Genomic DNA, 24,174 nt, shown 5'->3' with positions numbered 1-24,174 from the left:
TGCGCGCAACAATCGCCTGCCCGCTATTCAGCCCAGCGGCCAAGGCGCTCGAATTTTACTTCTGTAACGATCATCGCCCGCGACTTTTCGGGAACGACAGGGCGGATGGCGAAATAGTCGACCCCCTGATCCCCTTCGGCGAGCGGCACATCGTAGTCGAAGCTGAAGTCGGCAAAATCGGGTTGCAGGTCAAATACCTGCCAGCCCGAATCCCCGACCCGGCCAGCAGAATAATTTGCCTGCATCTGGAGCGCGCCGTGCGTATCCGCCGGCCGGGCCCGTACGGTGCACCGGATCGTGTAGCCCGAGAACTGGACTTCGATGTCGGCGGCCAGCCGGAAATGCGGCCCGAGTTCCGGCGCATCGTCGAGTGTGCCGGCTTCCACTTCCAGATAAAGCTGCTTACGCCCGCCGGGTCCGTCGATCAGGCGTGTTGTGGCATCACCGCCGGCAACGATCTTGTTCAGATAGACCCCTGACAGCGTGATCTCGCTGTAGTCCTTGCCATCGCCGGTCACCGCACCAGACGGCAGGCGGCCCACGCCCGGCAGAATGGCGACCCCCACCATCGCGGCCGCAACCAGCAGGGCCAGAGGGAAGAAAAACTTGTCCTTCATCGGGGCCTTTCTCTCTCAGCCACTTTCGTGTGAGGCAACAAACCGGCGCCGCTGGCCAACCGGGTCCGCTCCTGTTAGCAGGTGTGCATCGGGTCTGGCGAGCGGCATTCGACGCCGCATGTGCTACGGGGTTTGCGCCATATGTCAAAGTCCGCCTTGAAACGCCGGGCGCGTGAAGCCCGCCACTGGCTGACGGATGCCTGTTTTCCGCTATGGTCCGAACGCGGCGTGGGCGAGCATGGACTGTTCCGGGAAGTCCTCACACTGGACCACCAGGCGACAGATCAGGACAAAACCCGCGTGCGGGTGCAGGCGCGGCAGACTTACGTCTTCACCGAAGCCCTGCGGATGGGCTGGAAGCCGGATACATCCACCGATCATATCGGTATGGGCCTTTCCACGCTGACAGGGCCTGCCCTGCGAAGCGACGGGCTCGTCGGCCGCATACTGGCGGCTGACGGCGCGGGTCTCGTCGATGACACAGCGGACCTCTATGACACGGCCTTCGTGCTGTTCGCTCTGGCGGAAGCCGCCAGCGCACTGGACGGCGCCGAAGAGGCGCTGCAGGGCGCGAAGGACATCCTGAAAGCGCTCGACGGAAAACTGCGCGCCCCCGACGGCGGCTATTTCGAAACACTGCCAGCTGACCAGACGCGTCACCAGAATCCGCACATGCATCTGCTGGAAGCCTGCCTCGCCCTGCACCGGGCCGACCCTTCAGGCGACCATCTTTCCCGGGGCGGTGAAATTGTCAGCCTGTTCGACCGGTTCTTTACGGCGGGGCCTGGAGACCTGCTGGGTGAGCATTTCGCGCCAGGTTGGACCCAGCCGACAGGCCGCGACGCCGACATCGTCGAACCCGGCCACCAGTTCGAATGGGTCTGGCTGCTGCATACCTATGCCCGCGCCAGTAACACACCCGTCCACCCCCGCGCCGGGACGCTCTATGCCTTCGCCTGCTCCACGCTGGACGATGAAGGCCGCGCTCTGCAGGAAGTCACGCGCGAAGGCGCCATCGCTGACGGCTCGCGCCGCACCTGGCCGCAGACCGAGGCGCTGAAAGCCCATCTCGCCATGTTCGAGTCGACCGGCGAGGAGCATTTCGCCGACGCTGCCCGCCGCAGTTTCGATGTGCTCATGGACGAATACCTGACCCCCGAGGGCGGCTGGATCGACCAGTACGACGTCACCGGCAAACCCATGGCCCACAACATGCCTGCCTCCACCGGCTATCATGTCGTGCTGGCGATGGCCGAGCTGATGCGGATCATGGACGCTTGAATCTGCGCCGGTTTCCGCCGAAAAGGCCGCCAGACAGACACTCGGGACTAATAAAGGACTTCTCACCGCGATGCCGAAGCTAGCTCTCGTCCGCCACGGACAATCCGCCTGGAACCTCGAAAACCGCTTCACCGGCTGGTGGGATGCCGACCTGACTGAGAAAGGCGAAGCCGAAGCGAAGAAAGCCGGCCAGTTGCTGAAAGGTGTCGACGCCGATTTCCGCGCTGCCTTCACCAGCTACCAGACCCGCGCCATCCGCACGCTGTGGCTGGCCCTGACCGAAATGGGCCGCGCCTGGATGCCGGTCGAGAAAGCCTGGCAGCTGAATGAGCGCCACTATGGCGGCCTGACCGGCCTCGACAAGGCGGAGACTGCTGCCAAGCATGGTGACGAACAGGTCCATGTCTGGCGCCGTTCCTATGACGTGCCGCCACCGCCACTGGAAAAAGGCTCCACCTGGGATCTTTCCACCGACCCACGTTATGCGGGCATCGATATTCCGGACACAGAAAGCCTGAAACTGACGCTGGATCGCGTGCTGCCCTATTGGGATGCCGAGATCGCGCCGGTGCTGAAATCCGGCAAGGACGTTGTGATCGCTGCGCATGGCAATTCCCTGCGCGCGCTGGTGAAGCACCTCTTCAATGTGCCGGACGACAAGATCACTTCGGTCGAGATCCCGACGGGCAATCCGCTGCTGATCGACCTGGATGACAATCTGAAGCCGGTTTCGGTGCGTTATCTCGACGCCGAGCGCGCCCAGGCGCTGCCGGATCTGCCGTGAGCAAACGGCGTGACCGGCGCATGATGGGGCGGGCACTCGCGCTCGCCCGTCTGAACCATGGCCTGACCGGGCCAAATCCGTCCGTCGGCTGTGTCATTCTCGATTCTCACGGACATATCGTCGGTGAAGGCGTCACCGGCCGGGGCGGCCGCCCGCATGCCGAAGAGATCGCTCTGGAAGAAGCCGGAGACGCCGCGCGCGGCGGCACGGCCTATGTCACGCTGGAACCCTGCCGTGAACGCTCCGCCGGCGGCAAGTCCTGCTCGATGAAACTGGAAGACGCCGGAATTGCCCGCGTTGTCTGTTCTGTGCTGGATCCGCACCCGGTGGCGAATGGCGGCATTCTGCGCCTCCGCCGGGCGGGCATACAGGTCGATGTCGGCCTTGGCCAACACGCCGCCGAGGGGCTCTACCGCGCCTTTTTCGCCAGCGTCACCGGTAGCTGATCCCAGCCCGGAAACGGGCCAGCATGCGCGATGATCTTTTCGTAGAACGCTTTCGAATCCCGCTGGAAGGCCGCCTTGTTGAATTGCGCTTCATATGACGCGCGCCCACCGGCAACGATCTTCGCGGCAAAATCCTTGTCCGAAATCACCTTGTTGAGCGCATTCGCCAACGCATCGACATCGTTCTTGGGGATCAGAACGCCGTTCTCGCCATCTTTCACATAGGCGGCCGGGCCGACGGCATCTGCCGCGACCAGCGGGCGGGATGCCGCCCAGGCATCCACTGTCACTGTGCCGAAAGGCTCATAGCGTGACGGGAACGCCACAACATCGCAGGCGGCAAGCAATGCGCCGCGATCGTTCCGCCAGCCGAGGAAACGGACCCGGTCGTCCAGGTTCAGCCGCTTGCAGTGTGCTCGCAGCTCCGCCTCCAGTGGGCCTTCCCCGGCGATCCAGACATAGAGACCCGGGACTTTCGCTGTGGCGTCGAGCAGCGTGTCGAGTCCCTTCTTCTCATGCAGGCGGGCCAGCGCCAGTGCGACGGGTGCGTCTTCCGGTGTTTCGAGGCTCGCCCGGTCGACCGGATCGGCGCCTTCGAAATCCGCATAGGTGTGAATGATGCCGGACCGGTCTTCGGCCACGCCTTGTTCGCGGATGTGGCGCAGCAAATCGATGGTCAGGCCAACATGCCATTCGCAATTCACGAAGCGGGCAAGCTTGTAATAGCCGCCATACCAGCCGATCGAGCGGTTGCGGTATTCCTTTGGCGCGAACTGCCCCGCGCGGCCCATCCAGTATTCGATGACATCCGGCTTGAAGGCCTTGATCGCATCCCCCAGGACACGGCGGGTCGGGAACGGCCATGTGTTGTTGAAAGCCGCCACATCCACACCGATTCCGGCTTCGCGGAACTTTTGCACACGGAACTGATTATCCGGCCGGGTCACCACATGTTGTGTCAGGCCAGCCTCTGCCAGCGCCAGAACCGATTCCAGCATGATATTTTCCGCGCCGCCCTCTGCAGCACCGGCCATGACGTGCATCACGCGCATGGGCCTCTCCTTCATGTCAGGTCAGAATGTCTGGTCACGCGCATAGCCATTTACAGACGCGGCGGCAAACACTGGTTGGCAGTCGGGGATGAAATGCCTAAGCAGGGGCCGAGCCGATCCGGGAACCAGAAGACATGACAGCCTATCGCCTCTTCGGCGCCGAGACGTCGCCCTACTCGCTGAAAGTCCGTGCTTTCCTGCGCTACAAGGGACTCGACTTCGAATGGATCACCCGCTCGCGCGAGACGGAAACAGATTTCCGGGCGCTTGCCCGTGTCGCAACTGTGCCGCTGCTCGTCTCGCCGGACCGTCCGGTGAGCCAGGAATCGACACGCATGCTGTTCGCGCTGGAAGCGGCGCAGCCTGAGCCGTCTGCCACGCCGGACGACGCTGCGCTGGCCGCGCTCTCCCTGATCCTCGAGGACTATGGCGACGAGTGGCTGAACAAGTGCATGTTCCAACAGCGCTGGGGCAACAAGCCGGATCGCGATCAGGCAGGCCTGCGCGCACTGGTTCAGCTGTCGGGCGGCAAGCGCCCGCGCGCCTGGAAGAAACCGTCCGTCCAGATTGCCGAACGCATGTCTGACCGGCTGCCGCTGGTCGGCGCCTCGACGGAAAACTGGCCCGTGCTGGAAGCGTCATGGCGCCGCTTCGCGGAATTGCTGGATGCCCACCTGAAACAGCATCTCTTCATTTTCGGCGGCCGACCGGCTTTTGCCGATTTCAGCCTCGCCGCGCAGTTCCAGCAAATGCTGCTGGATCCAACCCCGGCCGAATGGCTGAAAGACCGCGCGCCGTTTGTCGTTGCCTGGTGTGAAAACATGGACGATCCGAAGGCCGGTGGTCCGTTTGCGGACCTGCCCGCGCTGGAGCCGACGCTGGCACCGCTCTTCGCAGAAGAAGTCGGCAAGACCTACCTGCATTGGGCGAAGGCGAACGCCGCAGCCGTGCGGACAGGCGCCGGTCATTTCTCCGCGACACTTGAATCGGGTGCATTCGAGCAATCGGCGCAGAAACACGCCGCAGAAGCGTTCAACGCCGTGAACCGTTTTGTCAGCCGTACGCTGAAGGATTCCCGTTCACTGGAAGTCTTCCTTGGCGAAACGCATTGCCTTCAGGCATTCCGACAGGCCCAGAAGCCGGCAGACGCCGACTCCTGATTTTCGAGACAAAAGAAAACGGCGCGCCCCGGACAGGAGCGCGCCGTATCTTGTCTTTATCGGACAGGCTCAGCCTCAGGCGGCGTCAGCGCTTTTCTTGCCGATCAGTTTCGGCTCCGGTGCTTCGGAGGCGCCGATCTCGATCTTGCGCGGCTTTTTCTCTTCCGGAAGTTCACGGACGAGTTCAATTTTCAGCACGCCATGGTCCAGATGGGCGCCGGTCACGAGAATGTGATCGGCCAGCTGGAAGCGGCGAATGAAGCTGCGCTGGGCGATGCCGCGATGCAGATAATTCTTGCCGCTGGCATCTTCGGTGTCGGTTTTCTTGCCCGCGACCGTGAGCAGGCCTTCCTTCGTTTCGATTTCCAGATCGTCCTGGGTGAAGCCGGCCACGGCGATCTCGATGGCGAAGGCGTTTTCGTCGACTCGCTCGATATTATAAGGGGGATAGCCCTGCGAACCGTCCAGGCGCGCGGCCTGATCGATCATGTTTGCCATGCGGTCAAAGCCTACCATGGTGCGGTAAAGGGGGGTCAGATCAATATTCGACATGTGTTCAGTCCTCTGTCTCAAAGCAACTGGGAACACCCTGATCGGGGCGCTCCGTCTGGGGTTCGGACTTCGCAAACACCCGGCCCGAAAGATGGCGCCGGCACGAAACCCGGCCACGGCCCGCGTCGCAGCACCGTGACAAGGGTACATGTGGGTGCCTAAAAGGGCTGTTCAAGAGGTCCCATCGACGGAGAAACACAGATGAAAACCGCCGTATCCGCTTCCATCCTTGCACTGGCGCTGCTCGCCGGCTGCTCACCCGCCCCGGCAGACAGCCCGGAGGCTGTCGCCGAGATCGATACCGAAGCTTCCGCCGAAGAGGCGCCCGCGCCGGTCAGCGCACTCGAAGCCGCAATCGCCAGCGATGTGCGTTCACCGGAAGAAAAGGCCCGCGATGTGTGGCGCCACCCGAAGGAAACGCTGGAATTCCTCGGCGTCGAGCCAGACGATACGGTCGTTGAAATCTGGCCGGGCGGCGGTTGGTACACCAACATCCTCGCGCCGTGGCTTGCCTCTGGCGGCGGGCACCTCGTCGAAGTGCTGTTTTCCCCGGACGGTATCGACGATGCCGAGCGCGTCGCCCGGATCGAGTCGAACAATGAGAACTTCAAGGCAAACTATGCCGACCCGAAATTCGGCTCGGTCTCCTATACCGGCTTCTCGGCAAGCAGCGGCCCGCTGACCGAGCCCGGCACGGCAGACGTGGTGCTGACTTTCCGCAACATCCACAACTGGATGGCTGGCGGGTACGAACAAAAATTCTTCAACGAGGCATATGCCGCGCTGAAACCGGGCGGCATTCTCGGCGTCGTGGAGCATCGCCTGCCCTCTTCCGCCGTGCAGGACCCGAAAGCCCCCAGCGGCTATGTGCACGAGGACTATGTCCGGACGCTCGCAAAGAATGCCGGCTTCGTATTTGACGGATCATCCGAAGTGAACGCCAACCCGGCCGACACCGCAGACCACCCGTACGGCGTCTGGACTCTGCCACCGGTCAGCAACCAGCCGGCAGAAGGCGAAGAGGCCCCCGAAGGCTGGGATCCGGAAATCTACAAGGCCATCGGCGAAAGCGACCGCATGACGCTGAAATTCATCAAACCTGCGGAATAATCCGCCCTCTGTAAAACTCCTGCCCCGCCGGCCTGTCCGGCGGGGCCTTTCTTTTCGGGTCTGCCATGTCACTCAAATCCCTGTTCCCCACTCTTGTGAAAGAAGCCGCGCTCGGCACCGATGCGATGCGCTCCGAACTCGAAGCCGTCTGCTGGCTGCTGGAAGACGAGGACACTGCGGGCAATGACTGGTGCGACGAGCAGGGCTATGACGGCTATACGTCCTACGCATCGCTGGATGACCTGCCGGAGCGCTTCCCGGAATTCGCCGCGCTGAAAGAGCTGCTCGACCAGCAGGCTGCCGAGTTTGCGAAAGAACTCCACTGGGACATGGCCGGCTTCCATCTGGAGCTGGATGCCCTCTGGGTGAACATTCTCGGCGAAGGCGGCAGTCATTCAGGCCACATCCATCCGGGCAGCGTGATTTCCGGTACCTATTATGTCGCCGTACCTGAGGGAGCGGGCACGCTGAAGATGGAAGACCCGCGCCTCAGCTTCATGATGGGCGCCCCCCAGCCTGAGGACGACGCCCCGGAAGCCGCCCGCCGCTTCGTTTATCTGGAACCGAAGGAAGGCCACGCCCTGTTCTGGGAATCCTGGCTGCGCCATGAAGTGATGCCAAACCGGTCCGAAGAGCCGCGCGTGTCGATCAGTTTCAATTACGCCCTGCTTCGCGATTGAGAGAAGTCCCATGATCATTGTGACAGGCAGCGTCCGCACACAGCCAGACACCGAAGCAGAACTCATCGCACTCTGCCGCGAACACTGTGCACGATCGCGCGCTGAAGACGGCTGCATCGCCCACAATGTGCACAGCGATTGCGACGATCCGGCCCTTCTGGTGTTCGTCGAATACTGGCGCGACATGGAAGCACTGAAGGCCCATTTTGCCCTGAAAGAGAGCCGGGAATTCGTCAAAACGGCCCGGCGCCTCTCTGCCGGCGGGGCGCCCATGCGGATCTTCGAAGCGGAAGAAGTAAAGGCAGAGGCCTAAGACATTAGTCGTCTGCGGCAACGCCGCCCTTGACGTTAAGGCCTCAAAAGGCCATCGCCACGCGAACCCTCACTTCCTCCCTAAGCGAGCGCAGACAATGGACCTTTCAAAGATCAGCGCGGGCCAGAATCCGCCGGACGACCTCAACGTTTTGATCGAAGTGCCCCTCGGCGGCGACCCGATCAAATACGAGATCGACAAGGATTCCGGCGCCATGTTCGTCGACCGCTATCTCTACACCGAGATGCGCTATCCCTGTAATTACGGCTTCGTGCCCCACACGATGAGCCTCGACGGCGACCCGATCGACGTCATGGTCGTCGGAAACCGTCCGTTGGTGCCGGGGTCTGTCGTGCGTGCGCGCCCGGTTGGCGTCCTGATGATGACCGACGACAAGGGCCCGGACGAGAAGATCCTCGCCGTGCCACACCCGAAGCTGACGGCTTACTACGACAAGATCGCGACCTATCACGACCTGCCGCAGACGCTTTGTGACAAGATCGCTCACTTCTTCACGCACTACAAAGACCTCGAACAGGGCAAATGGACCCGCATCGAGGGCTGGTACGGCATCGAGAAGGCCCGCGAGCTGATCGACGCAGCCGTCAAGCGCGGCGCCGAGAGCTGATCCTCAAACATCTGACGGGGGCCTGAATGGACCTTTCGGTCTGGATTGCCCTGGTCGCCCTGTTCATTGCAGGCGGCCTGACCCCCGGCCCGGCCGTCATGCTGGTGATGAGCACGTCGCTGCGCTATCGCGCGCCGACGGCGCTCATCCCGGCGCTGGGCGTTGCCGCCGCAAACCTGATCTGGATTTCATTGGCCGCCGGCGGCATTGCGGCTTTTGCCGCGCAATTCCCGGTCCTCCTGAACGGGCTGAAGGTCGCCGGGATCTGCTTCATCGCCTGGCTCGCATGGTCACTGGCCATGGCGGACCCATCGAGCCCCCATGCCAGCGCCAAGGATGCCCCGCCGCGCGGAAAACTGTTCGCCCGCGGCGTCGGCCTGCAGGTGCTGAACCCGAATGCGCTGGTCTTCTTCGGCCTGCTGCTTCCGTCCTATTTCGACATGACGCACCCGGTCGTGCCGCAGGCGCTGATCATGATGGCCACGATCACCGTGTGTGAAATGACGGGCCTGACGCTCTATGCCTGGCTGGCGGACGGCATGAACCACCATTTCGAGTCGCCCGCCTTTACCCGCTGGTTCAATCGCGGAGCGGCGCTCGCCATGCTGGCGTCAGCCCTGTTTGCCTCGATTTCGACGTTCGTCCCGCACAATTAGCGGTCGACGACCTCGAAGCGCCCGGTTTTCGCATTCCGCCAATGCAGTTCGCCATGCTTGATGGCAAACCAGGCCCCGTGCAGCTCCAGCTCGCCCGCGCTGACCGCTTTTTCCACAAAGGGGAAGCTCAGCAGGTTTTTGAGGGAGGTTTCGATGCCTTCCAGTTCCAGAGAGAACTGCGGATTGATCGAACCGGATTCCAGCACCCGCTCGCGCGCTTCATCGAGCAGCGAGACCCAGGGCGTCACGAATTCACCGATCAGCGGGTTGTCCCCGCCGCTGAGCGAGGCAGCCACCCCGCCGCAGCCGCCATGGCCCATCACCACGATGTGCTGCACCTTCAGCACATTCACCGCATATTCGAGCGCCGAACTGACCCCGTGCAGCTTTCCGTCCGGCATATAAGGCGGCACGAGATTCGCCACATTTCGCACAACGAACAGCTGGCCCGGCGCTGCTGAGAAAATGTCCGAGGGCTCTGCGCGGCTGTCGGCACAAGCGATCAGCATGATGGCCGGGCTCTGGCCTTCACCAAGTTCCCGGTAAAGGGCTGCCTGCTCAGAATAGACGCCGCCGCGGAAGCGCCGGTAGCCCTCGATCAGCTCTTCAATCGATTTCATGTTTCCAATCCTGTATTCGGGCCTGTTCCTGCCGGCGCCTCTCTATTGCATACTGCAGAAGTCGCCAATGTGAATCGGACATTGTTTACCGGTTTGATCTAGTTTCACGAAAGAGGCCCCTACAGTTCCGCAAGGGAGACAATTCGAATGTCGACAGACGCCAGCGAGAAGAAGACTTCCCGCAAAGGCCCTTCGCGCAGCGAAGAGTCCCGTTCCGCCATCCTGGAAGCGACGCGGGCCGAGCTTGCCGAGAGCGGCTGGCGCACATTCAGCGTCGATTCGGTAGCCAAGCGGGCAAGCGCCTCGAAGCAGACCATCTATCGCTGGTGGCCCTCCATCGGGGCAATGTGTGTGGATGCGGCGCTGGCACTGGTGCCGGACAGTCCGGATGGCGGACGTGACCCGCAAGAGCGCATCGCCGCCCTGATCGTGCCGCTGGAGGCCGCCGCCCGCACCGGAAACGGCCATGCCGTCCTGCGCGGCGCGCTGATGGCCGCAGCAGACGACCAGCATGCCGGCGAGGCCTGGCGCGCCTGGATGAACCGCGACGTCCGCCAGCCGATGCGCATGGTTCTCGCCGAATTGGCCGCAAAACGCGTGATCCGGCGCGATTTCGATCTCGATGAAGTCATCGAACAGCTGCTTGGGCCACTCTGGCACCGCATCTGCGTGCTGCGCGCGCCGGTAAAAGAAGGCTACTGCGTCCAGCAGGCCCGCTATGCCCTGCGCGTCTATTCGACGATCTGAGCCGCATTCGCCTTCACCGAATACCGGTGCCTGAACAGGCTTAATCCCTGTCTGCACGAATCTTGCAGCGGGTTTCCCCAAACAGGGAGGAACCCCGCATGTCCGCCGGACGCATTGACTGGATCGATCACGCAAAAGGCCTCGGTATCATCCTTGTGGTCATGTCCTGCGCTGCGCTCGCCTATGGCACGACGGGAGATACGGCAAACTGGATGCTGGGACTGGCCGACTGGGCATTGCCGTTCGTGATCCCCGCCTTCTTCCTGCTGTCCGGCCTGTTCCTTCATCGGTCCCTTTACGGCTCCGCATCTGTCTATTTCGACCGGAAAATCCTTCGCCTTGTCTATTTTTTCGCGCTTTGGCTCGCCATTGAAACGGTGATCCTGAACGCTGGCGCGTTCACCCGAGGCCCCGCGGAAATTGCCCGCCTTTACCTCGCCGGCTGGATTGCACCGGAGAGCCCGCTCTGGTTCCTGCAGCAGCTGGCCCTCTTCCATATTGCAACCCGCGCGATCCGGCGGCTGAAGCCTGTGCGCGTCCTCGCCGCCGGCGCCTTGTTGCAAATGCTCGCCGCCGCAGGCCTGTTTCACACCGGTTGGTCCGTTGCCGACCATTTTGCTGCGAACTTCGTCTTCTTCTATGCCGGCTATGTCGGTGCCTCCCTGGCCTTTTCCTTTGCGAAAGGTGCCGCCGCGCGCTGGAAAGATCTCGCCCGGGCGCTCGCCATCTGGGCCTGCGTTCATACAGCCTTTGTCGTCATGGGCATTTCGGGCCTGCCGATCGTGTCGCTGATCCTCGGCTTTGCCGGCAGCTTCGCACTCATCGGCCTAGGCGTCATGCTGTCTTCCCTGCCAGCCGCCCATCTGATCGGCGATACGGGCCGTCAGTCTTTGGCCGTCTATCTCGGCTTCTTCATTCCGCTTCAGGCTCTGGTCACACTGGTTCAGGCAAGCGGCATTTTTGCCGACGCAGGCGCAGCCAGTCTTGCGACCGCTGCCGCTGCGCTGATGGTTGCCCTTGGCATACACCGCTTCGCGATGGGAACACCGCTGCGCGCACTTTATGTCCGCCCGCAGATTTTCAGATTGAAGCCCTCAATGGCCAAACAGCGCGGCAGCCTGCTGGTCTCTCCGCCCCGGCCGGAAGCCTAGCGCCCGCGATTCCAGACCATCAGCGGATCGAACGCACCGGTTTCGGCTGCTTTCTGGAGCTGCGCGATCTGCTCCGAGACCGGGTTTGCGCCATTGGCCTTCGCCTGCGCACCGTAGAGGGCTTCGTCGAGACGGCAGATCTGTTCGAACAGCGCTTCTGAGCGATCCACCAGTTCCAGGAAACGCTCCGGCAGGCCCCTGCCTTCCTGCGCCTTCACGTCGAGTGGCGGATCCTCTCTCCGTATGCGGTATTTCTTGGCGGCTGCGTCGTCGCGTTTCATCTCGCCATCGCGCACGGCCTTCTGCATGACCAGCCAGCTTGCCGCCTGCATCAGGCGCGTCGTCAGCTCCATGCTCCAGGCGGCATAGGTCAGCCCCGGCTCACGATCCAGCGTCTTGGCATGCTCACGGCCCGGCCCGTCCAGATAGGTGGCGGTTTCTTCAACCAGCGCCATGCCGCGCGTGAAGACGGTATCGAACAGCTTGCCGCCGGTGAACCCGTCCGACATGCTCATGCCTTCGCCCTGCGACTGTTCCGCTGCCATAAACCTGTCCCTGACACTCTGGACACCAACACCTGCTTTACCATCGCGATGTTTATGTCCGCTTAATTCCCGCCGCCGCCAAACAGCGCATCGGCTGCTGATTTCTGGGCACGCTTTTTCTCGATTTCCCGTTCGCAGGCGGCAATGCCGTCCTTCAGCGCAACAATCCGCGCTTCCAGCTCGTCCACGGACATCTGTTCCAGCGTCTGCGGTGTGTTCACGAGGATCGGCTCTTCATCCGAAATTGCCATCTTCGCCTCCAGATCGGTCTCTTGGGGGTCATCAAAGCAGAAACAGGCCTTACATGCGACTCCTCAACACGGGAGTCATGCAGATGGGCGAGACGATGAAAGCCGTCGAAATCGAGAAGGACGGACCGCTATTCCTGGCGGACGTGCCAAAGCCGGAACCGGGCGAAAACGAGGTTCTGGTTAAGACGGCCTTTTCGGGCCTCAACCGGGCAGACCTCGTCCAGCGGGCCGGGGCCTATCCCCCGCCGCCCGGCGCCTCCCACATCCTGGGTCTTGAAATTTCCGGTACAGTCGAAGCCGTTGGCAGCGGCGTTTCACACTGGAAGATTGGCGACAAGGTCTGCTGTCTGCTCGCCGGTGGCGGCTACGCCGAATATGTTGCCGTGGATGAAGGCTCCATCTTCCCGGTGCCGGAGGGCATGAGCCTCGATCAGGCGGCCTGCCTGCCTGAAGCCATGATGACCGTCTGGGCGAATGTGTTCGACCGGGTCGGCCTGAAAGCCGGAGAGAATTTTCTCTGCCATGGCGGCACGTCCGGTATCGGCGTCATGGCGATCCAGATGGCAAAAGCCGCAGGGGCCGCGAAGATTTTCGCAACCGCCGGCAGCGATGCGAAATGCCAGCTCGCCGCCAGCCTCGGCGCCACCCGCGCGATCAATTACAAGACCGAGGACTTCGCCGAAGTTGTGAAGGCCGAAGGCGGGTCAGACGTCACGCTCGATATGGTCGGCGGGGATTACATCCAGAAGAACATTTCCGCGGCCAATCCGGACGGGCGCATCATCAATATTGCCTACCAGAACGGCTTTCAGGCGAACGTCAATTTCGCGCCGGTCCTGATGAAGCGGCTGACGCTGGCGGCCACCACGCTGCGCGCCCGGCCCTTGCCGGAAAAAAAGCGCATCCGGGACGCCGTCGAAGCCGATTTCTGGCCGCATATTGCCAGCGGCGCGATCATTCCGGTGTTGCAGAAAGCGTTTCCAGTGGCGGAAGCCGAGCAAGCCCATCAGCTGATGGCGTCCGGCATGCATTCCGGGAAGATCCTGCTCGCCTGGTAAAAAAGTCCGGAATTACAGACGCTAATACTGGCCAGTGAGGCTGGAGCCTTTCCAACCGCCGGCGTGTAGTTTATAGGAACAGGCAAGGTTCAGCACGCGCCTGACCCCATCCGCCCGGCACGATGTGCCGGGCGGCTGCATTTCAGGCGGCGTAAAAACAACAGGGAGAGCCCCATGTCCGAAGTCCTCATGCCGAAGGCAACCGCCGTCTGGCTGCTCGACAATACCAGCCTCACCTTCGCCCAGATCGCCGATTTCTGCGGCCTGCATCATCTCGAAGTCAAAGGCATCGCCGATGGCGACGTCGCCGAGAACATGCGCGGCGTCGATCCGATCGCCGGCGGCATCCTTTCGCGCGAGGAAATCCAGCGCGGCGAGAATGACGAAGGTTACCGGATGAAAGTGGCCGAGTCGAAAATCGCCCACATCCCGCAGCCGAAGCGCAAGGGCAGCCGTTACACGCCGGTTATCCGCCGCCAGGACAAGCCGGACGCCGTGGCCTGGTTCATCCGCAACCACCCGGAAGTCTCCGACGCACAGATCTCCAAGCTGATCGGTACGACCAAATCGACCATCAACAATGTGCGCGACAAGAGCCACTGGAACTCGCCGAACATCCGCCCGGTGGACCCGGTGACGCTCGGCCTCTGCAGCCAGATCGAACTCGATGAAGTGATCGCGAAATCGGCCGAGAAGCGCCGCAAGATGGAAGCCGAAAAGGCGCTCCGTACCGAAGGCCCGGGCCTCGCCCCGGCCCAGGACGATCCGGACGCCTATGATGCGGGCGAAGAAGACGCCGCGAAGAAAGACGTCTCCGCCGACGACGTGTTCCGCGACTTCAACTGATCCGGACGCCTTTGTTCAAGAGAAAGCCGGCGCTCCTTGGGTGCCGGCTTTTTTTATGTTCGGCCAAGTCTGCAATGATCCGGCTAAGTCCGTTATAGTCATGGTGCGGTCCGGTTTGGTCCGGCAATGCACATGCGTGATCCGCGCTAAGTCTGCCTCAGGAACACATACCAGGCGCCGGACCCACCATGCCGCGGATGCGCTTCGGAATAGCCGGATACCAGAGCACGCGCCGCAGGCATCTCCAGCCAGCGCAGGAAATTGCGGCGCAGGACGCCCTCCCCGCCTTTCCCCTTGCCTGTAATGACCAGCACGCAGCGCGCACCTTCTGCCTGTTTCTGCGCGAGGAATTCCGGCAATGTCGCATCGGCGCTGATTTGGGTATGGCCATGCAGGTCGAACCGGCCTGCCAGTTCCAGCTTGCCCCGGCGCACACGTTTCTCGTTCGCCCGGTTCTGCGGGGGCGCGGGCGATTTTACCGCTTTCGGCGCTGGCTTTTCCGGCGGCACGGGTGCGGGCTTCGCCTTGCCGTGGCGCATCACCGGCTCGCCATGTTCCAGCGCGTCGATGAAGGTTTCGATGTCTTCCGTCTTCGGACCGATCGGCTTCACCGTCCGCGCGACACGGGCCCAGGCCCGGGCTTCATCAGGGGTCAGGCGGCGATGGCTCATGCCCGCCCCTTAAGGTGCCGGCGGGATCATGTCGAGGCTGGCATAGCCCTCGGAACGCATCCGCTGCGCCACGGCACGGGGCATGAAAACCCAGAGCCGCCCCGGTGCATTCATCGTTCCGGCCCGCTCGCCTGCCTCGGTGCCTGTACCGAAATAAATGTCGCCGCGCACCGCGCCCTTGATGGCCCCGCCTGTGTCCTGCGCAATCAGGAGCCCGGACCAATCCCCGCCCAGTCCCGGCGCGGTGGTCTGAACGAACATGGGGACGCCAAGCGGATGAAGACTTGTGTCCACGGCCATAGAACCAAGCGGTGTCAGTGGAACACCCTCCGCCCCGGCTGGTCCGAGTTCGGGATCACCCTCTGCTTCGGCACGGAAGAAAACAAAGCGCGGATTCTGGTTCATCGCCATCCGCGTTTCGGCAGGCCCCGCCCGGTTCATCCAGGCGCGAATGCCCTGCATGCTGGCCTCCCCGCTGGAGATGCGCCCGGTACGGATCAGCCAGTTCGCGGTCGATTTGAACTTGTGCCCGTTATGCGCGGCATAGACCGCTCGCATTGTCGTACCGTCCGGAAAGGTCAGCCGGCCGGAGCCCTGAATCTGCAGGAAGAACACATCCGCCGGATGGGCATAGGCAATCGCCTGAACGCCAGATGTCGTTATTTGCGCCCGCGAGGGATAAGGCCGGGTCGTTCCATCGGGCAGGCGCTGCAACGGCTTGCCATTGTTCGGGATCAGGTCTGCTGGCATTGCCGGGACCGGCTCTGTGAAGGGCGGCGTCGGTGTCCGGCGGGCTTCGTAAGTCGGTTCGAAATAGCCGGTGAACTTGCGCGCGCCATCCGGCGGGATGATTTCGATCGGGACGAAAACCTGTTCGATCAAGGCACGGGCTTCATCGTCGCTGCGCGCCGCGGAGAGCGCGCCGCAAGGCTCGGCCCAGTCCTCCACCTGCCCTGCCCAGGGAGCTTTTTCGGAAAGGAAAGCTGTGAGTTCCAGACTGGAAAACTTCTCGCAGGACCGTTTGAACGCACTGACCGCGGCTTCAAGCTTCACCGAAGGCCAGGCCGGCAGATCGGAATATGCCGCGGGTGTTTCCCAGACCGGCAGCTGCGGAGGACTGACCGGGGCTGGGACTTCAGGTGCCGGAGGTGTGATCACCTTGATCGGTGCCGGATGGGACTGGCAGGCGGCCAGCAGGAGCAGAAAAAAAATCGAACGGAAACGCGGCCACATGCACACTTTATGGCGTGCTTCCGGCGGAGGTGTCACCCGGAAATATTTCGGCCACTGGCGTTAACTGGCAACCTCGACATCGTCGAGAATCCAGTTCGGATCATTCTCGTGAACATTGCGCATGAAGGTCCAGATTTCCTTCGCAGTGCGCACCATTTCACCATCGCCGAGCTCTGCTTCATAGCGCACAGCAACGCGCGCGATGGAGCCATCCAGTTCAGCGCTTTCGATTTCCGCCTTGCGGATTCGCAGCAGTTCAAAGGCTGGCTGGTCCGGTTTGCGAGCCGCGATTGCCGCGTCCCAGGCTTCATAGACATCGTCGTCCAGCATCGGGCGCAGCTTGTCGCGATCGCCCCGCGCAAAGGCCGATACGATGATTTCGTAAGCTGCGCGGGCGCCTCTCATGAAGGCAGGTGTGCTGAAGCTGTGGTCAGCATTGTATATTTCTTCCAGTCCGCCAGCGGCCGGCCCGGTGAAAATCGGCTGGTCCGCATGGGCCATCGCATCGTCGTGGGCTTTTGCCTGGCCAGGCGCATCATCACCGGCAGTTGCCGGAGACGGGCGGCTCACAGGGGTGTCGTTGTCGCCCTTGCCGAGCGCAAAATACAGGCGCGACAGGACAAACAGCGCAACAGCTGCCAGGATCATGACTTGCATCACGGGGTCCATTGGTGGTGGCGTGTCCTTGCGTTCGTGTTTACTCAGCCCTCAAGATAGGGCCGACAGGCTGGAAGTGCCAGTGATCATTGCGCGTTAAGGGGCCGCATGCTAGCGCCCGCCCGGTAAAGTTGGGAGGTAGACATGACCGATACTAGTGCGCCGCAAGCACCAAACCCAGGCCAGAATGGCGCGACCCCGGCGGGTCTGCGCGTCCTCGGCCAGTATGTGAAGGACCTGTCCTTCGAGAATCCGGGACACTCGCCCGTACAGTCCCAGCCGAATATCGATCTCGGCATCGATGTCGGCGCAACACCGCATGCCGACGGCAACGGCATTTACGAAGTTTCACTGAAGCTGTCAGCCAAGGCCGTCGCTGATGGCACCGTCCTGTTCATCACAGAGCTCGACTATTCCGGCCTGTTCCAGCTGCAGAACGTTCCGCAAGCCCAGCTCGAGCCGCTGCTTCTGATTGAATGCCCGCGTCTCCTGTTCCCGTTCGCCCGGCGTATCGTGGCAGAGATCACGCGCGAGGGCGGTTTCCCGCCGCTGCTGATCGATCCGGTGGATTTTGTGCAGCTTTACCAGCAGCAATACCGGCGCGCGCAGGAAGCGGCCGCCGCGTCCGGTCAGACGCCGCCAACTCAGGACGCGTAGCGCTTCCACACAGCTTCATCGCCAAGGCCGCTCACGAAGGCTTCGTGGGCGGCTTTTTCGTCTTCGGTCAAACGCGAACCAAGCGGTTTTGGACGCTGGCGTGCCGGCTGGATCTCTTCCACGATTTCGGTTTCGACGACCGCTTCGAAAGAAAATGCCCGGGCCCTGCCCCCCTTAAGCTCGAGATAGACGGCTGCCAGCAGCTGGCTATCAAGAAGCGCACCGTGAAACGTCCGGCTTTCCAGCGAAATGTCAAAGCGCTTGCAAAGCGCGTCGAGGCTGGCCGGAGCGCCGGGAAACTTGCGCCGGGCCATAGCTGCTGTATCGATCCAGCGGTCATCCGGTATCGGGACACGTCCACACCGGCCAAGCTCCATGTTCAGGAAGCCCCGGTCAAATCCGGCATTGTGCGCCACCAGCGTGGCATCGCCGATGAACTCCAGGAAGGCGTCGATCACTTCGGGCGCCTCAAAAGGCGGCGCGTCTTTCAGGTCATCATCCGTGATGCCGGTGATGCGGACAGTATCGGCAGAGACTGCCCGGCCCGGATTTATCAGCGTCCGGAACGTGCGGCCGGACGGGATATGGTTGATCATCTCGACAGCGCCAAGCTCGATAATCCGGTCGCCCTCATTGGGATTGAGTCCCGTGGTCTCGGTATCGAAAGCAATCTCGCGGATCTGGCTCATGCATTATCCCCTGCGGCCTTGCGATTCATCAGGGCCACTATGGCGCGAACATGGTCGCGTGCAAACTCGAACCCATGCGCTGTCGATAGGATAAAGTCGGCTTTTGCGCGCTTCTCGGCATCAGGGACCTGACGCTTCAGGATGGCTTCGAAGGTGTCTTCTGTAACGCCCGGCCGGGACAGAACGCGCGTGCGTTGTATGTCTGGCGGCGCTGTGACGACCAGCACATAATCGCAATAGCCTGACCCACCTGTCTCGTAGAGCAAGGGAATATCCAATACCGCAAACGCTGCGCCTGACTTGCGTGCGACCTCCCGGAACTTCTGCTGCGCGGCGCCAGCAAGCGGATGAACGATCTTTTCCAGCTGCTTCATCGCGGCGGAATCGTTCAGCACACGTTCGCGCAGCAGTGTGCGATCAATAGCACCCTCAACCTTCACACCGGGAAAAGCGGCTTCGACGGGCTCAACGGCAGCGCCGTCTCTTTGATAAAGCTGATGCACAGCTGCATCGGCATCGTAAACCGGCACACCCTCATCGCGGAACAGGGTAGCCGTTGCGGACTTTCCCATACCGATCGAGCCAGTGAGACCAAGAATGATCACGTGGTTGCCTCCACAAGTTTGCGGCAATGCGCGAGCGCTTCCTTCGTGTCCGGCAGAACGCCGAACCAGTGCTCGAAACTGTATGCGGCCTGAGCAACCAGCATGGAGAGCCCATCCATAGGCTGCCAATTCTTTGCAAGCGCTTCGGCGCGGATGGCTGCCGCAGGCTTGCCGTAGGAAATGTCGTAGAAATACTGACCCGTCGCTTCCGGCAGGTCGAGGCTCTGCCCTGAATGTCCGAGGCTGAGTGTGTTCATGACAAGATCTGCTGTCGCAGCTTCCGAGATTCCCTGCTCCAATGAACAGATCTCTGCGGTGATGCCAGTTTCGGAAACAAGGGTTTCAGCACGTTCCCGGGTACGGTTGGCAATGGTGATCTCCGCCCGCAGGTCCATCAGGCTGATGGCAACTGCGCGGGCCGAGCCGCCGGCACCCAACAGGGTCACGCGGCACCCGGCTACTTCGATCCCTGCATCCAGCAAGCTGCGCACAAATCCTGGCGCATCGGTATTTTCCGCGCGCCAACCTCCCTGCTCCCGCAGGACCAGCGTGTTCGCCGCACCGATCCGGCGGGCAATGTCGCTTGCCTCATCGGCGAGGTTCAGCGCGTCTTCCTTGTGCGGAAGGGTGATGTTGAAACCGAGCGCATTGCGCTTAGATAGTGTTTCGAGCGCGCCCGCAAGATTGCCGCGCTCTACTCGTAGCGCTTCGTAACTCGCGTCAAAGCCGTGCTCACGAATCCACATATTATGGATCACCGGGGACAGCGAGTGCGATACCGGATCGCCGATAACACCAAGCAACCAGGTCATGACGGCAGCACACCCCGGATACGCAGATAGTCCAGCAAGGGCAGCAATGGCAGCCCGAGGATCGAGAAATAGTCTCCTTCGATCTTGTTGAAGAGCTGCGCGCCGAGACCCTCAAGCTGGTAGGCGCCAACTGTAGAGAGCAACGGCTCGCCGACCTGGTCTACATATTTTTCGATGAAGTCCTCGCTGAGCGGGCGCATGGTCAGACGCGGCCGTGCGAGATGACGCCAGACTGGCTGGCCGTTTTCACAAACAACAATTGCCGTCTCAAGCGTATGCGCCTTGCCGGACAGTTTGCGCAGATGATCGCGGGCGCCACCGAGGTCTTTCGGTTTGTCGAACGCTTCGTCACCGAGCGCCAGCATCTGATCACCGCCAATCACAAGCCCTGACTGGCGCTGGGAAATTTTGATCGCCTTGAGTTCAGCCAGCCGCATTGCCTGATCCCGTACCGGAAGACCTTCTGCACGCAGGCCTGCTTTCATCGCATCTTCATCCACATTCGGGCGGACTGCTGTTGCTTCCACACCAGCGGACGTCAGCAAGCGACGGCGGCTTTCGCTGCCGGATGCCAGGATCACATCAAGACTCACGGGTGCCCCCGTCGTTCATTGAGCAGGTTCAGGATTGCGGCGGCCGTTTCTTCGACCGAGCGGCGAGAGACATCGATCGTGCGCCATTTGTTACGCTGGAACAGTCGGTTGGCCTGGGTTACTTCATCGCGTACGGCATCTTCATCTGCATAAATTGTATGCTCGTCCTCGTTCAGGGAGATCAGGCGTGCGCGGCGGATCTGCACGAGTCGTTCAGCGCTGATTTTCAGGCCGACAATCATGGGGCCCCTATCGCCCATCTTTTCGATATGCGGCGGGAGTGGCACGCCCGGCACAAGCGGAATATTCCCGGCACGAACCTTACGGTTGGCCAGATACACACAGGTTGGCGTCTTCGATGTCCGGCTCACTCCCAGAAGGATCACATCCGCTCCGGTCAGACTTTCAACATTCTGCCCATCATCATGGGCCAGCGTGAAGTTGATCGCTTCCATTCGCTCAAAATAGTCGGCGTCCAGCGCATGCTGTCCGGCAACTTTCTGGTTTGCTGATATCCCAAGATGGCGGCTGAGCATCGCAATAGAGGCATCCAGAACCGGCAGAGTTGGCACAGCTTTCTCGCGGCAAAAGGATTCCAGCCGTCCGCGCAGGGCCTCGTCCGAGATCGTGTACCAGACCACGCCTGGCGCAGCTTCAATTTCCCGCATCACCCGTTCCAGCTGGCGTTCGGACCGGACGAGATAATAGTTGTGCTCCAGCGCCTGCACATTTCCAAATTGGGCGCAGGCCGCTCGCTGGATGGCGTTCAGCGTCTCACCCGTCGAATCCGAGACGAGGTGAACATTGAAATAGATGCTGGGGCGTTGTGACCGAGTCATGGTTTCCTTGTCTTGCCGAGGTTCAACGATTTCACAAGACCTGTGACTCGCCTGTGGATAGCGCTTTTTGTCCCGCTGGAATCACAAAAACCCCACAGGTGCCGGAATCCGACTCCGCGGAATCACCTTCCGTTCCAGCCTGTGACTCCAATTGGCCCATTTACGTTTGGTTAACTATTGAATCCCGGGTGTTAAGACCCTCTTAACCCTGTCTGCCAACCTGTGACTCCTGTGTGGAATTCTCTGGACAAATCCGCACATCACCCTTTTTCCCACGGACTCACCGTCTAATAGTCATAAGCGCCCTGACGGGCTTGTTTTTGTTTTTTGGGAAAAATGCCATGGGCACCGATGGATCGAAAAAGCTGCTTCAGGTTCTCGGTGGAGAGCGATTTGAAAAACCACCGGTATGGATGATGCGCCAGGCCGGGCGCCATCTGCCTGAATATCTCGAGCTGCGTGCCCGGGCGAAGAACTTCCTCGACTTTTGCTACACACCTTCCATGGCCGCTGAAGCGACGCTTCAACCGGTTCGCCGTTACGGCATGGACGGCGCCATCCTGTTTGCGGATATTCTGCTTGTCCTCGATGCGATGGGTCTGGGCGTGACGTTCGAAAAAGGTGTCGGGCCGCTGGTGGAACAGATTTCCGGGCCTGCCGATCTGGACCGAGTGCCCGCTGTCAAAGCCGCTGACAGGTTGTCTCCCGTATATGAAACTGTGTCACGTGTGCGCGAGGGCCTCACGGCAGAGACAACGCTCATTGGATTTGCCGGATCCCCCTGGACGGTAGGCCTGTATGCCATCGAAGGACGCGGGAAGACCGACAAATCCGATGCCTGGCGCTGGGCGCATGGCCGGCAGGAAGATCTCGCGGCTGTATTGGACAAGATTGCCGAAGCGACGGTGGAATATCTTGCGCGTCAGGTAGAGGCAGGCGCTGATGCCCTGATGCTGTTTGACAGCTGGGCGGAAGGGCTGCCGGACAACATTTTCCGGGAAGTCATTATCGCACCAACCCAAAAGCTGGTTGCACGCCTGCGGGAAAGAGGGATCACGGTGCCAGTGATCGGTTTCCCACGCGGTGCGGGCGTCATGCTTGAAGCTTATGCCAAGGAAACCGGTGTGACCGCTGTGGGACTCGATACGGCCGCCGTGCCTTCCTTTGTGAATGCCGTCCTGCCGGCGGACATGCCGGTCCAGGGCCATCTGGATCCCCTGCTTTTGATCGAAGGTGGAGAGCGCATGGATGCTCGCGTGCGGGAATTGATGGCAGCTTATTCAGGACGTCCCCATATCTTCAATCTCGGCCATGGCATCCGTCCGGAGACGCCGATCGTAAACGTCGAGCGCGTTCTGAAGATTTTGCGGGAAGGTTGAGTATGGGCCGGAAGGTTGCCGTCGTATTGTTCAATCTGGGTGGACCGGACAAGGCGGAGTCTGTCAGGCCATTTCTGAAGAACCTGTTCCGCGATCCGGCTATTATCACGGCTCCTCTGCCCATCCGGTGGTTCCTGGCGCGGCTGATCTCGCGAACGCGCGCGCCGAGCGTCATCAAGAACTATGCGATGATGGATGCTGGCGGGGGGTCTCCCCTTCTGCCTGAAACCGAGGAGCAGGCTGCTGCCCTGCAGGCAGAATTGTCGAAACGCCTGCCGGAAGATGAAGTGCGTTGCTTCATCGCTATGCGCTATTGGCACCCGTTTACCGAGCAGGCCGCAAAGGATGTGAAAACCTGGGGCGCGGATGAAGTCGTCCTGTTGCCGCTCTATCCGCAGTTTTCCACAACGACGACGGGGTCATCGCTGACGGCCTGGAAGAAGGCCTACAAGGATTCAGTCCGGACGATCTGTTGTTACCCATTCGAGGAAAACTTCGTCTCGGCTCATGTCGACCGGATCATGCAGGCCTGGGAGAAAGCGGGCCGGCCGGAAAACGTATCCCTGCTCCTGTCAGCGCACGGCCTGCCGGAAAAAATTGTCCAGGATGGCGATCCCTATCAGTGGCAATGCGAAACCATGGCTGAAATGATCGCAGGTCGCGTGCCGCGCGATTGGGAAGTGACTGCCTGCTACCAGTCCCGGGTTGGTCCGCTGAAATGGATTGGACCGCCGACCGAAGAAGTGATCGCCGAGAAGTCCAAAGCGGGTAAGAATATCCTGATCGCTCCGATCGCGTTCGTGTCCGAGCATATCGAAACTCTGGTCGAGCTTGGCGAAGAGTACCGGCTCGTTGCTGAAGAGCACGGCGCAGCGAGCTATACACGTGTGGAGGCGCTCGGCACCCATCCGGATTTCATTTCCATGCTGGCAAGCGAGACCATGGAGGCGCTGGGCATGAAAACGCCAATGCGGTCTTGTGGCGGCGACCGGCTCTGCCCGCATGAATTCAGCGGATGCCCGCACAAACAGCCGGTCCGAAAGGCTGGCCAGGCTATCAATCCGCAATCCTGAAGGGTCAGCAGACATGCTCTACAACTGGATCAAGGCCGCACACGTGATCTTCGTCATCGCCACCATGGCGAGCCTGATGATCTATCCGCGATACAAGATCCATCAACTGGCAAGCCAGCCAGGAGAACCCTTGTTCGAAACTATGAAATCAGCTGCGAACAAGCTACGCCTGATCGTGATGAACCCGTCCATCATCCTGATCTGGGTGTTCGGAGGGCTGATGCTGTGGATGAACCCTGCCTTGCTTTCCCAGCCCTGGATGCATGTGAAACTGCTGTTCGTGACCCTGATCACCGCCATGCACGGATATTATGTCGGTGTCGGGAAGCGCATTGATCGCGGGACTTCGAAAGTCTCCGCGCGGACCCTGCGCATGCTGAACGAAGTCCCCTTTCTGATGATGATCGTTGTGGTCATCATGGTGCTGGTTCGGCCGTTCTGAATCGGCTGGTTGCGCGAGAACTCTTGA

Annotated in this window: 31 protein-coding genes; 17 read left to right on the top strand and 14 right to left on the bottom strand. The window is 61.3% G+C overall.

All coding sequences use genetic code 11. The features are described 5' to 3' along the window. Positions 1–23: 23 nt before the first annotated feature. Positions 24–617 (bottom strand): hypothetical protein, encoded by a 594-nt coding sequence (locus R3C98_RS04080; protein WP_371312841.1) that lies wholly within the window; start codon positions 615–617, stop codon positions 24–26. A gap of 141 nt (positions 618–758) precedes the next feature. Between R3C98_RS04080 and R3C98_RS04075 the strand changes: the two genes are divergently transcribed. From R3C98_RS04075 to R3C98_RS04065, 3 genes are all read left to right on the top strand, one after another. Then, positions 759–1,898 carry an AGE family epimerase/isomerase gene (locus R3C98_RS04075; RefSeq protein ID WP_371312840.1) on the top strand — a complete coding sequence of 380 codons (1,140 nt, stop codon included), beginning with the start codon at positions 759–761 and terminating at the stop codon, positions 1,896–1,898. 70 nt (positions 1,899–1,968) lie between these two features. Next, positions 1,969–2,682 carry a 2,3-diphosphoglycerate-dependent phosphoglycerate mutase gene (gene gpmA / locus R3C98_RS04070; protein ID WP_371312839.1) on the top strand — a complete coding sequence of 238 codons (714 nt, stop codon included), beginning with the start codon at positions 1,969–1,971 and terminating at the stop codon, positions 2,680–2,682. Beyond that, positions 2,679–3,128 (top strand): bifunctional diaminohydroxyphosphoribosylaminopyrimidine deaminase/5-amino-6-(5-phosphoribosylamino)uracil reductase RibD, encoded by a 450-nt coding sequence (locus R3C98_RS04065; protein ID WP_371312838.1) that lies wholly within the window; start codon positions 2,679–2,681, stop codon positions 3,126–3,128. The genes gpmA and R3C98_RS04065 overlap by 4 nt, the downstream gene beginning before the upstream one ends. Here R3C98_RS04065 and R3C98_RS04060 read toward each other — a convergent pair. Continuing rightward, positions 3,092–4,180, bottom strand: coding sequence for a glycosyltransferase (locus R3C98_RS04060; RefSeq protein ID WP_371312837.1), 1,089 nt, complete (start codon positions 4,178–4,180; stop codon positions 3,092–3,094). The genes R3C98_RS04065 and R3C98_RS04060 overlap by 37 nt on opposite strands. A 134-nt stretch (positions 4,181–4,314) precedes the next feature. On the opposite strand from R3C98_RS04060, the gene R3C98_RS04055 reads away from it, so the two are divergent. Then, a complete protein-coding gene (locus R3C98_RS04055) occupies positions 4,315–5,340 on the top strand; it encodes a glutathione S-transferase family protein (protein ID WP_371312836.1) in 1,026 nt (341 codons plus the stop codon). Between the two features lie 75 nt (positions 5,341–5,415). Here the strand turns inward: R3C98_RS04055 and R3C98_RS04050 are convergent, their stop codons facing one another. After that, positions 5,416–5,892: an Hsp20 family protein gene (locus R3C98_RS04050; RefSeq protein WP_371312835.1), complete on the bottom strand. Its 477-nt coding sequence runs from the start codon at positions 5,890–5,892 to the stop codon at positions 5,416–5,418. A 201-nt stretch (positions 5,893–6,093) separates the two neighbouring features. Between R3C98_RS04050 and R3C98_RS04045 the strand changes: the two genes are divergently transcribed. From R3C98_RS04045 to R3C98_RS04025, 5 genes are all read left to right on the top strand, one after another. Next, positions 6,094–7,002, top strand: a complete 909-nt coding sequence (locus tag R3C98_RS04045) for a class I SAM-dependent methyltransferase (protein ID WP_371312834.1) — start codon at positions 6,094–6,096, stop codon at positions 7,000–7,002. A 65-nt stretch (positions 7,003–7,067) separates the two neighbouring features. Next, positions 7,068–7,682, top strand: a complete 615-nt coding sequence (locus tag R3C98_RS04040) for a TIGR02466 family protein (RefSeq protein WP_371312833.1) — start codon at positions 7,068–7,070, stop codon at positions 7,680–7,682. Between the two features lie 10 nt (positions 7,683–7,692). Then, on the top strand, positions 7,693–7,995 hold the full coding sequence (locus tag R3C98_RS04035) for a putative quinol monooxygenase (RefSeq protein WP_371312832.1): 303 nt from the start codon (positions 7,693–7,695) through the stop codon (positions 7,993–7,995). 97 nt (positions 7,996–8,092) lie between these two features. Continuing rightward, positions 8,093–8,623, top strand: coding sequence for an inorganic diphosphatase (ppa, locus tag R3C98_RS04030; RefSeq protein WP_035581329.1), 531 nt, complete (start codon positions 8,093–8,095; stop codon positions 8,621–8,623). A 26-nt stretch (positions 8,624–8,649) separates the two neighbouring features. Continuing rightward, a complete protein-coding gene (locus R3C98_RS04025) occupies positions 8,650–9,279 on the top strand; it encodes a LysE family translocator (RefSeq protein WP_371312831.1) in 630 nt (209 codons plus the stop codon). On the opposite strand, the gene R3C98_RS04020 is transcribed toward R3C98_RS04025, so the two are convergent. Continuing rightward, positions 9,276–9,899, bottom strand: coding sequence for a carbonic anhydrase (locus R3C98_RS04020; protein ID WP_371312830.1), 624 nt, complete (start codon positions 9,897–9,899; stop codon positions 9,276–9,278). The two genes, R3C98_RS04025 and R3C98_RS04020, sit on opposite strands and share 4 nt — an antisense overlap. Before the next feature lie 147 nt (positions 9,900–10,046). Here R3C98_RS04020 and R3C98_RS04015 point away from each other — a divergent pair, with 147 nt between their 5' ends. Beyond that, complete coding sequence (locus tag R3C98_RS04015; RefSeq protein ID WP_371312829.1) at positions 10,047–10,646, top strand: TetR/AcrR family transcriptional regulator; 600 nt, start codon at positions 10,047–10,049, stop codon at positions 10,644–10,646. Between the two features lie 98 nt (positions 10,647–10,744). Continuing rightward, positions 10,745–11,797 carry an acyltransferase family protein gene (locus R3C98_RS04010; protein ID WP_371312828.1) on the top strand — a complete coding sequence of 351 codons (1,053 nt, stop codon included), beginning with the start codon at positions 10,745–10,747 and terminating at the stop codon, positions 11,795–11,797. Here the strand turns inward: R3C98_RS04010 and R3C98_RS04005 are convergent. Together R3C98_RS04005 and R3C98_RS04000 are read right to left on the bottom strand one after the other, a co-directional pair. After that, positions 11,794–12,342: a DUF1465 family protein gene (locus R3C98_RS04005; protein ID WP_371312827.1), complete on the bottom strand. Its 549-nt coding sequence runs from the start codon at positions 12,340–12,342 to the stop codon at positions 11,794–11,796. The two genes, R3C98_RS04010 and R3C98_RS04005, sit on opposite strands and share 4 nt — an antisense overlap. A 62-nt stretch (positions 12,343–12,404) precedes the next feature. Next, positions 12,405–12,593, bottom strand: coding sequence for a DUF1192 family protein (locus R3C98_RS04000; protein ID WP_371312826.1), 189 nt, complete (start codon positions 12,591–12,593; stop codon positions 12,405–12,407). Positions 12,594–12,646: 53 nt separating this feature from the next. Here R3C98_RS04000 and R3C98_RS03995 point away from each other — a divergent pair, with 53 nt between their 5' ends. Together R3C98_RS03995 and R3C98_RS03990 are read left to right on the top strand one after the other, a co-directional pair. Beyond that, on the top strand, positions 12,647–13,651 hold the full coding sequence (locus R3C98_RS03995; protein ID WP_371312825.1) for an NAD(P)H-quinone oxidoreductase: 1,005 nt from the start codon (positions 12,647–12,649) through the stop codon (positions 13,649–13,651). Between the two features lie 174 nt (positions 13,652–13,825). Next, positions 13,826–14,497, top strand: a complete 672-nt coding sequence (locus tag R3C98_RS03990; protein WP_371312824.1) for a DUF1013 domain-containing protein — start codon at positions 13,826–13,828, stop codon at positions 14,495–14,497. Positions 14,498–14,643: 146 nt separating this feature from the next. Here R3C98_RS03990 and R3C98_RS03985 read toward each other — a convergent pair whose 3' ends face one another. From R3C98_RS03985 to R3C98_RS03975, 3 genes are read right to left on the bottom strand one after another with little or no spacing between them, the layout of a single operon-like run. Beyond that, complete coding sequence (locus R3C98_RS03985; protein WP_371312823.1) at positions 14,644–15,168, bottom strand: Smr/MutS family protein; 525 nt, start codon at positions 15,166–15,168, stop codon at positions 14,644–14,646. A 9-nt stretch (positions 15,169–15,177) separates the two neighbouring features. Then, a complete protein-coding gene (locus R3C98_RS03980) occupies positions 15,178–16,401 on the bottom strand; it encodes a murein transglycosylase A (RefSeq protein WP_371312822.1) in 1,224 nt (407 codons plus the stop codon). Between the two features lie 60 nt (positions 16,402–16,461). Continuing rightward, entirely contained in the window at positions 16,462–17,049 is a 588-nt protein-coding gene (locus R3C98_RS03975; RefSeq protein WP_371312821.1) for a Tim44/TimA family putative adaptor protein, read from the bottom strand. A 153-nt stretch (positions 17,050–17,202) separates the two neighbouring features. On the opposite strand from R3C98_RS03975, the gene secB reads away from it, so the two are divergent. Beyond that, positions 17,203–17,715, top strand: a complete 513-nt coding sequence (gene secB, locus R3C98_RS03970) for a protein-export chaperone SecB (RefSeq protein ID WP_371312820.1) — start codon at positions 17,203–17,205, stop codon at positions 17,713–17,715. Here secB and dnaQ read toward each other — a convergent pair. The 5 genes from dnaQ to R3C98_RS03945 are packed head-to-tail and all read right to left on the bottom strand — an operon-like array spanning position 17,703 to position 21,253. Beyond that, the gene (gene dnaQ / locus R3C98_RS03965) at positions 17,703–18,404 is read right to left on the bottom strand and encodes a DNA polymerase III subunit epsilon (RefSeq protein WP_371312819.1); all 702 of its coding nucleotides are present in this window, start codon (positions 18,402–18,404) and stop codon (positions 17,703–17,705) included. The two genes, secB and dnaQ, sit on opposite strands and share 13 nt — an antisense overlap. Then, positions 18,401–19,009 (bottom strand): dephospho-CoA kinase, encoded by a 609-nt coding sequence (gene coaE, locus R3C98_RS03960; RefSeq protein WP_371312818.1) that lies wholly within the window; start codon positions 19,007–19,009, stop codon positions 18,401–18,403. The genes dnaQ and coaE overlap by 4 nt, the downstream gene beginning before the upstream one ends. Further along, complete coding sequence (aroE, locus tag R3C98_RS03955; protein WP_371312817.1) at positions 19,006–19,821, bottom strand: shikimate dehydrogenase; 816 nt, start codon at positions 19,819–19,821, stop codon at positions 19,006–19,008. Before aroE ends, coaE begins: the two co-directional genes overlap by 4 nt. Continuing rightward, positions 19,818–20,414 carry a Maf family protein gene (locus R3C98_RS03950; RefSeq protein ID WP_371312816.1) on the bottom strand — a complete coding sequence of 199 codons (597 nt, stop codon included), beginning with the start codon at positions 20,412–20,414 and terminating at the stop codon, positions 19,818–19,820. Before R3C98_RS03950 ends, aroE begins: the two co-directional genes overlap by 4 nt. Beyond that, positions 20,411–21,253, bottom strand: a complete 843-nt coding sequence (locus tag R3C98_RS03945) for a pyruvate, water dikinase regulatory protein (protein WP_371312815.1) — start codon at positions 21,251–21,253, stop codon at positions 20,411–20,413. The genes R3C98_RS03950 and R3C98_RS03945 overlap by 4 nt, the downstream gene beginning before the upstream one ends. Positions 21,254–21,594: 341 nt before the next feature. Here R3C98_RS03945 and hemE point away from each other — a divergent pair, with 341 nt between their 5' ends. The 3 genes from hemE to R3C98_RS03930 are packed head-to-tail and all read left to right on the top strand — an operon-like array spanning position 21,595 to position 24,147. Beyond that, positions 21,595–22,632 carry a uroporphyrinogen decarboxylase gene (gene hemE, locus R3C98_RS03940; protein ID WP_371312814.1) on the top strand — a complete coding sequence of 346 codons (1,038 nt, stop codon included), beginning with the start codon at positions 21,595–21,597 and terminating at the stop codon, positions 22,630–22,632. Between the two features lie 2 nt (positions 22,633–22,634). After that, the gene (hemH, locus tag R3C98_RS03935) at positions 22,635–23,705 is read left to right on the top strand and encodes a ferrochelatase (RefSeq protein ID WP_371312813.1); all 1,071 of its coding nucleotides are present in this window, start codon (positions 22,635–22,637) and stop codon (positions 23,703–23,705) included. A 13-nt stretch (positions 23,706–23,718) separates the two neighbouring features. Then, entirely contained in the window at positions 23,719–24,147 is a 429-nt protein-coding gene (locus R3C98_RS03930) for a CopD family protein (RefSeq protein ID WP_371312812.1), read from the top strand. Positions 24,148–24,174: the final 27 nt, after the last annotated feature.

The organism is Hyphomonas sp. (assembly GCF_041398465.1).
Classification (GTDB): Bacteria; Pseudomonadota; Alphaproteobacteria; order Caulobacterales; family Hyphomonadaceae; genus Hyphomonas.
This window is presented reverse-complemented; position numbering and strand designations above follow the sequence as displayed.

Excerpts from the sequence above, each read along its gene's own strand:
- R3C98_RS04080 (WP_371312841.1), bottom strand. The coding sequence starts at position 617 with ATGAAGGACAAGTTTTTCTTCCCTCTGGCCCTGCTGGTTGCGGCCGCG.
- R3C98_RS04075 (WP_371312840.1), top strand. The coding sequence starts at position 759 with ATGTCAAAGTCCGCCTTGAAACGCCGGGCGCGTGAAGCCCGCCACTGG.
- gpmA (WP_371312839.1), top strand. The coding sequence starts at position 1,969 with ATGCCGAAGCTAGCTCTCGTCCGCCACGGACAATCCGCCTGGAACCTC.
- R3C98_RS04060 (WP_371312837.1), bottom strand. The coding sequence starts at position 4,180 with ATGCGCGTGATGCACGTCATGGCCGGTGCTGCAGAGGGCGGCGCGGAA.
- R3C98_RS04055 (WP_371312836.1), top strand. The coding sequence starts at position 4,315 with ATGACAGCCTATCGCCTCTTCGGCGCCGAGACGTCGCCCTACTCGCTG.
- R3C98_RS04050 (WP_371312835.1), bottom strand. The coding sequence starts at position 5,892 with ATGTCGAATATTGATCTGACCCCCCTTTACCGCACCATGGTAGGCTTT.
- R3C98_RS04045 (WP_371312834.1), top strand. The coding sequence starts at position 6,094 with ATGAAAACCGCCGTATCCGCTTCCATCCTTGCACTGGCGCTGCTCGCC.
- R3C98_RS04040 (WP_371312833.1), top strand. The coding sequence starts at position 7,068 with ATGTCACTCAAATCCCTGTTCCCCACTCTTGTGAAAGAAGCCGCGCTC.
- R3C98_RS04035 (WP_371312832.1), top strand. The coding sequence starts at position 7,693 with ATGATCATTGTGACAGGCAGCGTCCGCACACAGCCAGACACCGAAGCA.
- ppa (WP_035581329.1), top strand. The coding sequence starts at position 8,093 with ATGGACCTTTCAAAGATCAGCGCGGGCCAGAATCCGCCGGACGACCTC.
- R3C98_RS04025 (WP_371312831.1), top strand. The coding sequence starts at position 8,650 with ATGGACCTTTCGGTCTGGATTGCCCTGGTCGCCCTGTTCATTGCAGGC.
- R3C98_RS04020 (WP_371312830.1), bottom strand. The coding sequence starts at position 9,899 with ATGAAATCGATTGAAGAGCTGATCGAGGGCTACCGGCGCTTCCGCGGC.
- R3C98_RS04015 (WP_371312829.1), top strand. The coding sequence starts at position 10,047 with ATGTCGACAGACGCCAGCGAGAAGAAGACTTCCCGCAAAGGCCCTTCG.
- R3C98_RS04010 (WP_371312828.1), top strand. The coding sequence starts at position 10,745 with ATGTCCGCCGGACGCATTGACTGGATCGATCACGCAAAAGGCCTCGGT.
- R3C98_RS04005 (WP_371312827.1), bottom strand. The coding sequence starts at position 12,342 with ATGGCAGCGGAACAGTCGCAGGGCGAAGGCATGAGCATGTCGGACGGG.
- R3C98_RS04000 (WP_371312826.1), bottom strand. The coding sequence starts at position 12,593 with ATGGCAATTTCGGATGAAGAGCCGATCCTCGTGAACACACCGCAGACG.
- R3C98_RS03995 (WP_371312825.1), top strand. The coding sequence starts at position 12,647 with ATGCGACTCCTCAACACGGGAGTCATGCAGATGGGCGAGACGATGAAA.
- R3C98_RS03990 (WP_371312824.1), top strand. The coding sequence starts at position 13,826 with ATGTCCGAAGTCCTCATGCCGAAGGCAACCGCCGTCTGGCTGCTCGAC.
- R3C98_RS03985 (WP_371312823.1), bottom strand. The coding sequence starts at position 15,168 with ATGAGCCATCGCCGCCTGACCCCTGATGAAGCCCGGGCCTGGGCCCGT.
- R3C98_RS03980 (WP_371312822.1), bottom strand. The coding sequence starts at position 16,401 with ATGTGGCCGCGTTTCCGTTCGATTTTTTTTCTGCTCCTGCTGGCCGCC.
- R3C98_RS03975 (WP_371312821.1), bottom strand. The coding sequence starts at position 17,049 with ATGATCCTGGCAGCTGTTGCGCTGTTTGTCCTGTCGCGCCTGTATTTT.
- secB (WP_371312820.1), top strand. The coding sequence starts at position 17,203 with ATGACCGATACTAGTGCGCCGCAAGCACCAAACCCAGGCCAGAATGGC.
- dnaQ (WP_371312819.1), bottom strand. The coding sequence starts at position 18,404 with ATGAGCCAGATCCGCGAGATTGCTTTCGATACCGAGACCACGGGACTC.
- aroE (WP_371312817.1), bottom strand. The coding sequence starts at position 19,821 with ATGACCTGGTTGCTTGGTGTTATCGGCGATCCGGTATCGCACTCGCTG.
- R3C98_RS03945 (WP_371312815.1), bottom strand. The coding sequence starts at position 21,253 with ATGACTCGGTCACAACGCCCCAGCATCTATTTCAATGTTCACCTCGTC.
- hemE (WP_371312814.1), top strand. The coding sequence starts at position 21,595 with ATGGGCACCGATGGATCGAAAAAGCTGCTTCAGGTTCTCGGTGGAGAG.
- hemH (WP_371312813.1), top strand. The coding sequence starts at position 22,635 with ATGGGCCGGAAGGTTGCCGTCGTATTGTTCAATCTGGGTGGACCGGAC.
- R3C98_RS03930 (WP_371312812.1), top strand. The coding sequence starts at position 23,719 with ATGCTCTACAACTGGATCAAGGCCGCACACGTGATCTTCGTCATCGCC.